Consider the following 12,411-nt stretch of genomic DNA (forward strand, 5'->3'; position numbering starts at 1 on the left):
CACATGATCCGAGTACATAATCTACGGCTTTTCAAAAACGACTATTCCCCGGTTGATAGCACCGCCAAAATTCAGGCCCTTGCTGATGTCGTTATGCCTGACGCCGGTCTGACCTTGCGCGACGTGCGCCTTGCGTTCGTCTTTGGCGAGGGTATCCGGGCGCTTCATCCGGTATCGAAAGGCGGCAAGGAGAGCATGCACCGGGTTCAGTGGAAGCGGGGCGGGGCGTTTGAACATACGATCCGGCAGGCGCTTGTTGCCAGCTATGAAGCGAAATTCGGCAGGCTTCCCGCTGTCGATGCGACCGAAGACAGAGAGAGCCGCAGCCATCGTTTGTTGCATTCGATCTGATGGCAGCTTGGCCATATAATACCGCAGCATGGAAGCGGCTGCGCATGGCAAAGCTCATGGATGATCCGTTGTGCGAGCATTGCCGTGTTGCGGACATCTGTGAGCCAGCAACGCAGGTTGACCATGTGGATGCGATTGAGAAGGGCGGCGCGGCATTCCCGCCGCTCGATGGGCTGGCATCGCTGTGTGCTGGTTGCCATTCCAGAAAGACCAACCTTGTGGATAAGCCCGGCGCTGGCAAGACCCTGAAGCGCGTCATCAAAGGCTGCGATGCATCCGGCAATCCATTCGGCGGCTGGTGATGATCCTTGAAACCCTCACGCCGGGAAGGCGGGCAGTAGCGGGCACCGCCCGCAAGATTGTCCAATTGCGCCCTGATGTGTCTGCCCGGCTTCGCCGTGTGCTGCCCGTCCCTTCATCGGGGGCGGTTTTTTGCGTTTTGGCCGTTTGCTGCGATTGCCGACTAGTTGTTATAATTTGATGCGTCATCGGTGATGATCACTCGGTAAACGTTGAACGTTTTGTCTACCTTTTCCATGATTTCGCCAATGGTCATCGAGGGGTCAACACTCCATGTCTTTCGCGATGGAAGCACTTTATAAACCCTTGAACCGTCTTCAGGGCTTGTACCATCTTCCTCACGGTCAGCGATTTCTGCGGTGATAATGTAGCGCTTGCTCATTGGTCGGGCTCCTCGTTGATTCGATGAGGATAGCACGAGCCCTAAAGAGCCTGCGAGCTAGTCACCCCACTTCCACAGTTCTCATTGCAGTAGTTTTTTATGCGCCATTTGTGCGCCAAGGAGTCGCCGCTAACCCCCGGAAAAGCCCGGAAATGCTGGTAAATCTCGGTAATGGCATGGCGCATAAAACGCGGTCGGTATGTCTGCTAAGTGTTTGATTTTTTGGTGAGAGCGCAGGGATTCGAACCCTGGACCTACTGATTAAAAGTCAGTTGCTCTACCGGCTGAGCTACGCTCTCCCAGGACCGGTCTGTCGTGCCGGGCGGAAGTGGGCGGACATATGCACAGCGGGCTTGTTTTGGTCAACCCAAAAAACAGGCGAAACTGCAAATTCGATGATTTACAAGAAGATCGCCAAAAGGTGATTGGTTTGGCGATGGCTTCGGCGCTAAGACGGCGCGAGCTTGGTGCAGGCTGGAGTTTTTACCTGGTGTCGATCGCTGATATTTCCATCTGGACCGCGGTTCTGGCGGGCGCGCTGTCCTTCCTGTCGCCTTGCGTTCTGCCGCTCGTCCCGCCCTATCTCTGCTACATGGCGGGGATATCGGTCGATCAGTTTCGCGGTGGCGAAACACAGGTGGCTGCCGCCGGCACCCGTCGCGCGGTCTTTGGTGCTGCTTTCCTGTTCACCCTCGGCTTTGCCACCGTGTTCGTGGCGCTTGGGGCAGGGGCGTCCAGCATCGGCCTCGTGCTTCGTCAGCATATCGACATCCTCTCGCGCATCGGAGGCATCGTCATCATCGTCATGGGCCTGCATTTCCTCGGCGTCTTCCGCATTGGCATTCTCGGGCGCGAAGCCCGCTTCCAGGGCGGCGGAAAGCCGGCGACGCTATCCGGCGCCTATATCATGGGCCTTGCCTTCGCCTTCGGCTGGACGCCGTGCATCGGGCCGGTGCTGGGCACGATCCTCGGCGTTGCCGCCGCCCGTGACACCGTCACCGACGGGGCGATGCTGCTGGCCGTCTATTCCCTGGGACTGGCCATTCCGTTCTGGATTGCCGCCGGCTTCTCGGGCGCCTTCATGAAATTCCTGTCGCGCTTCCGGCGCCATCTCGGCCTGGTGGAAAAGCTGATGGGCGTGTTCCTGATTCTTGCCGGCCTCGCCTTCGTCTTCGGTTTCATCAGTTCGATGGCGATCTGGTTCCAGGAAACCTTTCCCGTCCTCATGCAAATCGGCTAAGCACGGACTTCAAAAGGGGTTCCGCACGCAATGGCCGAGATATCCGGTTTGGTACTGCCGTTCTTCGGCCTGATTTTCCTTGGCTATCTGACGGCCCGGTTGGCCCGCAATCCGGCCGGCGAGGCTGCCGGCGATGCCATGGGCTGGCTTAACACCTTCATCATCTACCTGGCACTGCCCGCCTTGTTCTTCAAACTGGTGTCGAAGACGCCGATCGAGCAGCTGACCCGCTTCGACTTCGTCTTTTCCTCCATCGCAGCGACCTACACCGTCTTCGCGCTCGTCTTTGCGGCAGGCTATCTGATCCGCCGCAATTCGCTCGCCGAATCAACGGTGCAGGGATTGGCCGGAGCCTACGGCAATATCGGCTATATGGGGCCGGGGCTGGCGTTGCTGGCGCTGGGCGAGCCGGCGGCGGTGCCTGTGGCGCTGATCTTCTGCTTCGAGAACGTGCTGCATTTCATGGTGGCGCCGGCGATGATGGCGCTGGCCGGAGACGAAAAGACGTCGCCCGGCAGGCTGGTCGTCACTATTGCCAGGAAGATCCTGCTGCACCCGTTCATCCTGTCGACGATCGCCGGCGTGATCGCGGCATCCATTTCGTTCCAGCCGCCGCTTCCTGTCCAGAGATTGATCGACTATCTGGCCCAAGCCGCCGCTCCCTGCGCCCTGTTTGCCATGGGCGTGACGCTGGCGCTGCGGCCACTCAAGCGCATTCCGGCCGAGATCGGCTATATCGTCCCGGCAAAACTGATCCTGCATCCGGTGCTGATGTATCTGGTCTTGAGTTTTGTCGGCAATTTCGAGCCGGTCTGGGTGCAGACGGCTGTGCTTTTGGCCTCGCTGCCGACGGCGACCAATGTCTTCGTCATCGGCCAGCAATACGGCGTCTGGCAGGAGCGGGCGTCGGCAACGATCCTGATCACCACCGTTCTGTCGGTGGCGACCGTGACCGCGCTGCTCTATCTGATCGGTTCAGGCGCTCTTCCGGCCGATCTTTTCCCGTAAGGCTCCACGCAACGACTGCAGGGCGCTACCGGGATTGAGTCCCTCGCGCATCATCAGGTTGCGCAGCGGCGCAACGCTGGCGAGAGCCTGCAATCCGGCCGCGCGCAGCATCTGCACCGGCAGGAAATCCGACAGCAGCGAGCGATTGAGCAGATCGACGCTGACGGTGCGGCTGAGAATATCCGTCCGCCGTTTGCGGTCGTAGCGTACGCCGAAATCATCGGGAATAGGCGAAGATTCAAGCAGCAAGACAGCGGCCGTGATGTCACGCAGGCTGAGGTTGAGGCCCTGCGCGCCGATCGGCGGGAAGGCGTGCGCGGCTTCACCGATCAGGATCGCGCGGCCCTTGCCAAAGGATTTGGCGGCCATTCCGGAGAGCGGAAAGGACTGGGGTATGCCCTCGACGGTCACTTTTCCGAGTATCGACTGCATCTGCCGTTCCACTGCCAAAGACAGGGCATCGGGCAAAAGCGCCAGCGTCGTTTCCGTATCCTCCGGCTTTTGCACCCAGACAAGGCTCGATCGCAGGCCTCCGGGAAGGGGAACCTGCGTGAAAGGGCCGTGCGGCGTGTGGAATTCCGTCGAGACGTTCTGGTGCGCCACCCGGTGGGAGAAATTAAGCACCATTGCACTTTGCGGATAGGACCAGCTGCGCACCTCGATCCCGGCCGCCGCGCGCACGCCGGACTGTCTGCCATCGGCGCCGACAACAAGGTCGGCGGTCACGGTACGGCCGTCGTCGAGCGTCAGGATCGCCCGGGCAGCTTCGAATTCAACTTGCGACAAGGTGGCGACGATGCGGCTGAGCGACGCGCGGTTTTCCGCTTCCTTCTCCAGCAGCGCAAGAAAAGGTGCGTTGGGGATATTGTATCCGAACGCATCGAGCCCGACCTCGGCGGCGCGGAAAGTCACCGTCGGTGCGCGCAGCAGCCGGTTCGTGCCGTCGATGATCCGCATGCTGGAAAGCGGCGCCGCCAGGGGGGCGACCGCCTGCCAGAGGCCAAGGTCGCGGACAAGTGCCAGCGATTGATCCATCAGCGCCGTCGTACGTCCGTCAGGCCGGCCGGCCGGCGGTGCGATCAGCGCAACACTTCGGCCCTTGTCGGCAAAGGCAAGCGCTGCCAGCGATCCGGCAAGCCCGGCACCGACAACGGCGATTTCGAAGTGCTCCATGGCGTTCGGTCCCTGTGCATGTTTTGCGTTGACGGTATCATTCTTAGCTGCCACCGGCAGCGAAGGAAATGGGGTGAAATGGCGCAGACAACCTGTCCGCATCCACAGGTGATTGCCGGGCTTTTCCAGAGAGTTGTGATTTTTACTGGAAGCCAATCCGAAACGGTGCATATTACCGCCAACACCGCGCGACAAGGCGGGTACGGGAGCGTGGGCTGTTACGGTGGCCGGTTCAGCATGCTTCGGGGGAAGCGCAGAGTAAGGACAGGGTGCGTCTGCCGATGAAGTTTTTCAATTACAAGCGCGTGCCCTACGCGGAAATCCGCGCGTTTTCCGTCCATATCCTCACCGCATCCGGCTCGTTCCTGGCTTTTCTCGGCGTCGTTGCCGCTGCCGAACACCGGTTCGTCGACATGTTCTGGTGGCTGGGTCTTGCGCTTGCGGTCGATGGCATTGACGGTCCGATTGCCCGCAAGGTGCGCGTCAAGGAAGTGTTGCCCAACTGGTCCGGCGATACGCTCGACAATGTCATCGACTACGTCACTTACGTGCTGCTTCCTGCCTTCGCTCTGTATCAGAGCGGCATGATCGGCGAGCCCTGGTCCTTCGTCGCCGCTGGCGCGATCGTCATGTCGAGCGCCATCTACTATGCGGACATGGGCATGAAGACCGACGAATATTTCTTCTCCGGCTTTCCTGTCGTCTGGAACATGGTTGTGTTCACGCTGTTCGTCATCAAGGCCAGCGAACTCGCAGCCTCTATCGTCGTCTTCGTCTCGGTGGTCCTCACCTTCATGCCGATCAACTTCCTGCATCCGGTGCGCGTCCAGCGCCTGAGGCCGCTCAATCTCGCGGTCTTTACCGTCTGGTCGGTGCTGAGCGGCTATGCGCTGCTGCTGCATTTCGACACGCCTGCCTGGGTCGTCGCTGGCGTTGTCGGTACCGGCATCTATCTCTACGTCATCGGTTTCGTCTTGCAGATATTTCCCCGCCTTGGGCGGGGTTGAGGAGGTTTCATGGCACAGGCCATCATGGTGCGCTCGCTGGGCGGGCCTGAAGTTCTCAAGATCGAAGGCATCACGCTTTCTGCCCCTGGGCCGGGCGAAGTGCAGATTCGCCAGAGCGCCGTCGGCGTCAATTTCATCGACGTCTACTTCCGCACGGGCCTTTACAAATCCGCCGAGGGACTGCCCTTCATTCCAGGCAAGGAAGGTGCCGGCATCGTCACGGCGGTGGGCGACAATGTCAGCACGTTCTCGGTCGGCGACCGCGTCGCCTATGCATCGTCCGACGGCGCCTATGCGAGCGAGCGGAACGTCGAGATTTCTCAGTTGGTGAAAGTGCCTGACGACATCACGCTGGAAACCGCGGCGGCGATGATGCTGAAGGGCATGACGGCGCAGTACCTGCTCAACCAGACCTTCAAGGTTGGTCCTGAAACCACATTGCTGTTCCATGCCGCAGCCGGCGGTGTCGGCCTCATAGCGGGTCAGTGGGCGAAGGCTCTTGGCGCAACTGTCATCGGTACTGCAGGTTCGCAGGACAAGATCGATCTTGCGTTGGCGCATGGTTACGACCACGTCATCAATTACAGAACCGACAATTTCGTCGCCCAGGTGAAGGAGATCACCAACGGCAAGGGCGTCGATGTGGTCTATGACTCGGTCGGCAAGGACACCTATCCCGCTTCTCTGGACTGCATCAAGCCGCGCGGCCTCTGGGTTAGCTTCGGTAACTCGTCCGGCCCCGTAGAGGGCGTCAACATCGGCATCCTTGCCCAGAAGGGGTCGCTGTTTGCAACGCGCCCGACTTTGTTCAGCTACGTCTCGACGCGGCCGGCTCTGGAGGCGTGTGCAAACTCCCTGTTTGAGGTTGTGCAAAGCAACAAAGTGCGTATCAATATCAACCAGACATATGCATTGGCCGATGCAAGCCAGGCGCATGCGGATCTGGAAGCAAGAAAAACGAGCGGAACAACATTGCTGATTCCTTGAGACAAGCCGGAGAGGCAGCCAGGGCAGCGAAGCATTGAGAAAAGAGGGGCGGCGTGCCGGTTGAGGGAGAACCCGCCAACAGTTCATTGCTGACTGTTGGCCAACTGACAAAACTGTTCGGCACATTCGCGGCCTGTGACGGCATAAATCTCGATATCAGGCCCGGTGAAATCCATGCGCTTCTCGGCGAGAACGGCGCGGGAAAATCGACGCTCGTCAAGATGCTCTTCGGCGTACTTGCGCCCAGCAGCGGCGAGATCGTCTGGCAGGGACAGCCGGTCCGGATAGCGAGCCCGAGCGCGGCACGTAAACTCGGCATCGGCATGGTCTTCCAGCATTTTTCGCTGTTCGAGGCGCTGACGGTCGCCGAAAATATCGCCCTGTCGATGGACCCGGGCGTCTCCCTGTCGAAAATTGCAAAGGAAGCCTCGGATCTGTCGCATGCCTATGGGCTTCCGCTCGATCCGCATGCGCACGTGGCCGACCTCTCGGTTGGCGAACGCCAGCGTATCGAGATCGTGCGGGCGCTGCTGCAGAACCCGAAACTGATCATTCTGGACGAACCGACCTCGGTGCTGACCCCGCAGGAGGCCGACCGGCTGTTCGAAACACTGAACAAACTGAAGGCAGAGGGGCGCTCGGTTCTCTATATCAGCCATCGTCTGGAAGAGGTGCAGCGTATCTGCGATCGCGCCACGGTGCTGCGTCACGGCAAGGTCACCGGTGCCTGCGACCCCCGCAAGGAGACGCCATCCTCGCTGGCGCGGATGATGGTCGGCAGCGATGTCGCGCACGTGAGCGCGGAGGGAACGAGCGCCAAGGGCGCGGTCAAGCTCGAGGCAAACCATCTATCCGCTTCGGCGAGAACTCCCTTTGCCGTCTCGCTGAAAAATATCTGTCTCAAGGTGCATGCCGGCGAGGTGCTGGCGATCGCCGGTGTTGCCGGAAACGGGCAGGGTGAACTTTTCGATGCCCTGTCCGGCGAATATCCGGTCGCAAGCGACGATGTCATTCGCATATCCGACAAGCCTGTGGGCACGCGCGGCATCAATGCCCGCCGCCTGATGGGGGCGGGGTTCGTGCCGGAAGAGCGTCACGGACATGCGGCGGTGTCGGCTCTGTCGCTCTCCGACAATCTCATTCTCGCGCGCAGCCAGTCAGACCGCCGGGCTTTTCTCGGCGGTGGGTTTCTGGGATTGATCCGTCAGGATGCCGTGAAAATGGCGGCAAAGCGCATTTCCGCGGCGATGGACGTCCGCAAGAGCGGCGAAAACCCGCCCGCCGGCTCGCTGTCGGGCGGTAACCTGCAAAAATTCATCGTCGGACGCGAACTCGACCGGCAGCCGACTGTTCTGGTCGTCAATCAGCCGACATGGGGCGTGGATGCCGGCGCGGCCAGCCGGATCCGGCAGGCGCTCGTCGATCTCGCCAAGTCCGGCTCCGCCGTGCTCGTCATCAGCCAGGACCTGGACGAGATTTTCGAAGTGGCGACCGAGATTGCGGTGATCAGCGAAGGCAAGCTTTCCGACATTTACCCTGCCTCCGAACTGTCGCGGGAAAAGATCGGCCTGCTGATGGGCGGCATGTACGGCAAGACCGAGACTGCGGAGACCACGCATGCGCATTGAACTGGAAAGACGGCCTGATGTTTCCAAGCTGTTTTCGATCCTGTCGCCCTTCATTGCGCTCGGGCTGACGATCTTCTTCGGCGGCATCATGTTCGTGCTGCTCGGCAAGGATCCGGTGTCGGCGCTCTACAGCTTCTTCATCGAACCGCTCACGGAAGTCTGGTCGCTGCATGAACTGGCGATCAAGGCAGCGCCGCTGATCCTCATCGCTGTCGGACTTTCGGTCTGCTATCGCTCGAACAACTGGAATATTGGCGCCGAGGGCCAGTTCATCATGGGGGCGATCGCCGGCTCGATCCTGCCCGTCGTGTTCCATGAGTGGCATTCACCGCTCGTGCTGCCGCTGATGATGGTGCTCGGCATGCTCGGTGGCGCGCTGTTTGCCGGTATTCCCGCCTTCCTCAAGGCCCATCTCAACACCAATGAAATCCTCACCAGCCTGATGCTCGTCTATGTCGCGCAACTGTTCCTTGACTGGTTGGTTCGCGGCCCCTGGCGTAATCCCGGCGGCATGAATTTCCCCGAGACGCGGACTTTCGACGCGTCGGCCATCCTGCCGGAAATGATCGCATCCGGCCGCGCGCATTGGGGCTTCGGCTTTGCGATCCTGGCTGCCATCCTGGTCTGGTTCATGATGCGCTATACGCTGAAGGGTTTCGAAATCACCGTTCTTGGCCAGTCCGAGCGGGCAGGGCGGTTTGCCGGTTTTTCGTCGCGCAAGATGATCTGGTTTTCGATGCTTCTCTCCGGCGCACTGGCCGGCCTTGCCGGCATTGCCGAGGTCAGCGGAGCCATCCAGCAACTGCGGCCGGTCATCTCGCCGGGCTACGGCTTCACCGCGATCATCGTCGCCTTTCTCGGACGGCTCAATCCGCTCGGCATCGTCGTCGCGGGTCTTGTCCTGGCGCTGACCTATCTGGGAGGCGAAGCGGTGCAGGTTTCTTTGCAAATTTCCGACAAGCCGATCCGGGTTTTCCAAGGGCTTCTGCTGTTCTTCGTCCTCTCCTGCGACACGCTCATCCACTATAAAATCAGGATGATGTGGTACGATTTGACCAAGACGACCGGCGAGGGCGCGCGCTGATGGGTATTTTCGAAGCCATCCTGCTGACAGTCATCACAGCAGCCACGCCGTTGGTCCTTGCAGCGATCGGAGAACTCGTCACAGAACGCTCCGGCGTTCTCAATCTCGGTGTGGAAGGCATGATGGTCATGGGCGCCGCATGCGCCTTCATCGCCACGCAACAGACGGGCTCTCCCTATGTCGGCATTCTCGCCGGCATCGCGTCGGGCGCGCTATTTTCGCTGCTGTTCGGTTTCCTGACCTTGACGCTGGTGACGAACCAGGTCGCGACGGGGCTGGCCTTGACCATCCTCGGGCTCGGCGTTTCCGGCATGATCGGTGAAGCCTATGTCGGGCAATCCGGCATAAAACTGCCGCAGATCGTCTTTCCGGTTTTGTCGGATATCCCCTTTCTGGGCGCGATTCTCTTCAGGCAGGACCTGATCTTCTATCTGTCGATTGCGCTGGTGGCCGGTGTGCACTGGTTCCTGTTCAGAAGCCGCGCCGGATTGAAGCTGCGCGCCGTCGGGGACAGCCACTCCTCGGCCCATGCGCTCGGCGTCAATGTCATCCGCACGCGCTATCTGGCTGTCATGTTCGGCGGCGCCTGCGCCGGGCTGGCGGGGGCGCAGCTGTCGCTGGTCTATACGCCGCAATGGGCGGAAAACATGTCGGCCGGGCGCGGCTGGATTGCGCTGGCGCTGGTGGTCTTTGCTTCCTGGCGGCCATGGCGGATCGTTGCCGGCGGCTACCTTTTCGGCGCGGTGTCGATCAGCCAGCTGTATGCCCAGGCGTTCGGCATCGGAATTCCCTCGCAGTTTCTTTCCGCTCTTCCCTATCTGGCGACAATCGTCGTACTAATCCTCATCTCGCACAATCGGCGCACGACGCTGATCAACACACCGGCTGCACTGGGCAAGTCCTTCGTGCCCGACCGGTGATCAAAAACAACGTAAGAATACTCAAACCAACAGGGGTCAAAATGAAAAAACTTCTCCTCGCACTCGCCACGACGGCGGCCGTCATCGGTTTTTCCGCTGCTGCCAGCGCCGCCGACAAGGCAAAGATCTGCTTTGTCTATGTCGGCTCGAAGACTGACGGCGGCTGGACGCAGGCGCATGACCTCGGTCGCCAGGAACTCGAAAAAGCCCTTGGCGACAAGATCGAGACGCAGTTCCTCGAAAACGTTCCGGAAGGCCCGGACGCCGAGCGTGCCATCGAGCGTCTGGCCCGCTCGGGCTGCGGTCTGATCTTCACCACCTCGTTCGGCTTCATGGACGCGACGGTCAAGATCGCTGCGAAGTTTCCGGACGTGAAGTTCGAGCATGCCACCGGCTACAAGACCGGTCCCAATCTCGCTACCTATAACAGCCGCTTCTACGAAGGCCGCTATATCCAGGGTCAGATCGCTGCCAAGATCTCGAAGAACGGCGTTGCCGGCTACATCGCTTCCTTCCCCATCCCGGAAGTGGTGATGGGCATCAACTCGTTCCTGATCGGCGCGCGTTCCGTCAACCCGGAATTCAAGCTGAAGGTCGTATGGGCAAACACCTGGTTTGACCCCGGCAAGGAAGCCGATGCCGCCAAGGCGCTGATCGACCAGGGCGTCGACGTGCTGACGCAGCACACCGACACCACCGCGCCGATGCAGGTTGCGGCCGAGCGCGGCATAAAGGCTTTCGGTCAGGCCTCTGACATGATCAAGGCCGGCCCGGAAACCCAGCTGACGGCGATCGTCGATACCTGGGGTCCTTACTACATCAAGCGCACACAGGCGCTTCTTGACGGCAAATGGGAAACGACATCGAGCTGGGACGGCCTGAAGGACGGCATCCTGACGATGGCGCCCTACACCAACATGCCTGATGATGTGAAGGCACTGGCGGAAGCCACGGAAGCCAAGATCAAGTCCGGCGAACTCAAGCCCTTCACCGGCCCGCTGAAGAAGCAGGACGGATCGGAATGGCTGGCAGCCGGTGCGTCGTCGGATGACGGCACGCTGCTCGGCATGAATTTCTATGTCGAAGGCGTAGACGACAAGCTGCCGCAATAATCTCGACATCGATTTTTCTGCAATCAGGGAGGGTGGCTGCGAGGTCGCCCTCTTTTGATTCCGGCTGGGAAAATTTGCGCAAACTGCGCGAAATTGAGTTTACATAAGTCATATAGTATGATTTTTTACTGTGGCTGCGAGGAGCAGCTTTCTTTGGGAGGAAATCATGAAATTGAAGACAGCACTCGCGAGTGCCACGATTCTGGCTGCCTGCATGTTCGGTTCGGCCTCTGCAGCTGATCTGACGATTGGCTTTTCGCAGATCGGTTCAGAATCCGGCTGGCGCGCCGCTGAAACCACACTGACCAAGCAGCAGGCCGAAAAGCGCGGTATCGACCTGAAATTCGCCGATGCTCAGCAGAAGCAGGAAAACCAGATCAAGGCGCTCCGCTCCTTCATCGCCCAGGGCGTTGACGCCATCCTGATCGCCCCGGTTGTGGCAACTGGCTGGGACGAAGTTCTGACGGAAGCCAAGGATGCGGAAATTCCGGTGATCCTGCTCGACCGCACGGTTGATTCGAAGGACGATCTCTACCTGACGGCCGTCACCTCCGACCTCGTCCACGAAGGCAATGTTGCCGGCAAGTGGCTGGTCGATGCAACGGCGGGCAAGCCCTGCAATGTTGTCGAGCTCCAGGGTACGACGGGCTCTTCGCCGGCCATCGACCGCAAGAAGGGCTTTGAAGAAGCGCTGAAGGGGCACGACAACCTGAAGATCGTTCGCAGCCAGACCGGCGACTTTACCCGCACCAAGGGCAAGGAAGTCATGGAAAGCTTCCTGAAGGCGGAAGACGGCGGCAAGAATATCTGCGCGCTTTACGCTCATAACGATGACATGGCCGTCGGCGCCATCCAGGCGATCAAGGAAGCCGGTCTGAAGCCGGGCAAGGACATTCTGGTTGTCTCGATCGACGCGGTTCCGGATATCTTCCAGGCGATGGCAGCCGGCGAGGCGAATGCCACCGTCGAGCTGACACCGAACATGGCTGGCCCGGCGCTCGACGCCCTCGAAGCCTTCCTGAAGGACGGCACCAAGCCTGCCAAGTGGATCCAGACCGAATCGAAGCTCTACACCCAGGCTGACGATCCGCAGAAGGTCTACGAAGAAAAGAAGGGCCTCGGCTACTGATCGATTGCCGGCATCGCTGCATGATCGCACCCTTGGTCTTCGGATTGCAGGTGCGATCGGACCACGATGCCGGCATATCGTCCTGCGTCA

General features: G+C 60.2%; 13 protein-coding genes and 1 tRNA gene. 11 read left to right on the forward strand and 3 right to left on the reverse strand.

Annotation, left to right across the window (positions count from 1 at the left end; all coding sequences use genetic code 11):
- Positions 1 to 3: 3 nt before the first annotated feature.
- Both J2Z75_RS01295 and J2Z75_RS01300 read left to right on the forward strand, forming a co-directional pair.
- Positions 4 to 351, forward strand: a complete 348-nt coding sequence (locus J2Z75_RS01295; protein ID WP_209846547.1) for a hypothetical protein — start codon at positions 4 to 6, stop codon at positions 349 to 351.
- A gap of 44 nt (positions 352 to 395) precedes the next feature.
- The gene (locus tag J2Z75_RS01300; protein WP_209846549.1) at positions 396 to 653 is read left to right on the forward strand and encodes an HNH endonuclease; all 258 of its coding nucleotides are present in this window, start codon (positions 396 to 398) and stop codon (positions 651 to 653) included.
- A gap of 161 nt (positions 654 to 814) precedes the next feature.
- Here the strand turns inward: J2Z75_RS01300 and J2Z75_RS01305 are convergent, their stop codons facing one another.
- Both J2Z75_RS01305 and J2Z75_RS01310 read right to left on the reverse strand, forming a co-directional pair.
- On the reverse strand, positions 815 to 1,033 hold the full coding sequence (locus J2Z75_RS01305) for a hypothetical protein (RefSeq protein ID WP_209846551.1): 219 nt from the start codon (positions 1,031 to 1,033) through the stop codon (positions 815 to 817).
- A 223-nt stretch (positions 1,034 to 1,256) separates the two neighbouring features.
- A tRNA-Lys gene (locus J2Z75_RS01310) sits at positions 1,257 to 1,332 on the reverse strand.
- Between the two features lie 191 nt (positions 1,333 to 1,523).
- On the opposite strand from J2Z75_RS01310, the gene J2Z75_RS01315 reads away from it, so the two are divergent.
- Positions 1,524 to 2,273, forward strand: coding sequence for a cytochrome c biogenesis CcdA family protein (locus J2Z75_RS01315; RefSeq protein ID WP_209846553.1), 750 nt, complete (start codon positions 1,524 to 1,526; stop codon positions 2,271 to 2,273).
- A 30-nt stretch (positions 2,274 to 2,303) separates the two neighbouring features.
- Positions 2,304 to 3,281 carry an AEC family transporter gene (locus J2Z75_RS01320; protein ID WP_209846555.1) on the forward strand — a complete coding sequence of 326 codons (978 nt, stop codon included), beginning with the start codon at positions 2,304 to 2,306 and terminating at the stop codon, positions 3,279 to 3,281.
- Here J2Z75_RS01320 and J2Z75_RS01325 read toward each other — a convergent pair.
- A complete protein-coding gene (locus J2Z75_RS01325; RefSeq protein WP_209846556.1) occupies positions 3,249 to 4,454 on the reverse strand; it encodes a UbiH/UbiF family hydroxylase in 1,206 nt (401 codons plus the stop codon). The two genes, J2Z75_RS01320 and J2Z75_RS01325, sit on opposite strands and share 33 nt — an antisense overlap.
- A gap of 281 nt (positions 4,455 to 4,735) precedes the next feature.
- On the opposite strand from J2Z75_RS01325, the gene pcsA reads away from it, so the two are divergent.
- The 7 genes from pcsA to ytfQ all read left to right on the forward strand — a co-directional run bounded on the left by pcsA (position 4,736) and on the right by ytfQ (position 12,321).
- Entirely contained in the window at positions 4,736 to 5,461 is a 726-nt protein-coding gene (pcsA, locus tag J2Z75_RS01330) for a phosphatidylcholine synthase (protein ID WP_209846559.1), read from the forward strand.
- 9 nt (positions 5,462 to 5,470) lie between these two features.
- A complete protein-coding gene (locus J2Z75_RS01335) occupies positions 5,471 to 6,448 on the forward strand; it encodes a quinone oxidoreductase family protein (protein ID WP_209846562.1) in 978 nt (325 codons plus the stop codon).
- A gap of 53 nt (positions 6,449 to 6,501) precedes the next feature.
- Positions 6,502 to 8,076, forward strand: a complete 1,575-nt coding sequence (locus tag J2Z75_RS01340; RefSeq protein ID WP_209846565.1) for an ABC transporter ATP-binding protein — start codon at positions 6,502 to 6,504, stop codon at positions 8,074 to 8,076.
- Positions 8,066 to 9,160, forward strand: a complete 1,095-nt coding sequence (locus J2Z75_RS01345; RefSeq protein ID WP_209846568.1) for an ABC transporter permease — start codon at positions 8,066 to 8,068, stop codon at positions 9,158 to 9,160. Before J2Z75_RS01340 ends, J2Z75_RS01345 begins: the two co-directional genes overlap by 11 nt.
- Positions 9,160 to 10,080, forward strand: coding sequence for an ABC transporter permease (locus tag J2Z75_RS01350; RefSeq protein ID WP_209846570.1), 921 nt, complete (start codon positions 9,160 to 9,162; stop codon positions 10,078 to 10,080). Before J2Z75_RS01345 ends, J2Z75_RS01350 begins: the two co-directional genes overlap by 1 nt.
- Positions 10,081 to 10,121: 41 nt before the next feature.
- Positions 10,122 to 11,192, forward strand: coding sequence for a BMP family ABC transporter substrate-binding protein (locus J2Z75_RS01355; protein ID WP_209846573.1), 1,071 nt, complete (start codon positions 10,122 to 10,124; stop codon positions 11,190 to 11,192).
- Between the two features lie 166 nt (positions 11,193 to 11,358).
- Positions 11,359 to 12,321 carry a galactofuranose ABC transporter, galactofuranose-binding protein YtfQ gene (ytfQ, locus tag J2Z75_RS01360; protein ID WP_209846578.1) on the forward strand — a complete coding sequence of 321 codons (963 nt, stop codon included), beginning with the start codon at positions 11,359 to 11,361 and terminating at the stop codon, positions 12,319 to 12,321.
- Positions 12,322 to 12,411: the final 90 nt, after the last annotated feature.

The organism is Rhizobium herbae (assembly GCF_017873135.1).
In the GTDB taxonomy this organism is placed as follows: Bacteria; Pseudomonadota; Alphaproteobacteria; order Rhizobiales; family Rhizobiaceae; genus Pararhizobium; species Pararhizobium herbae.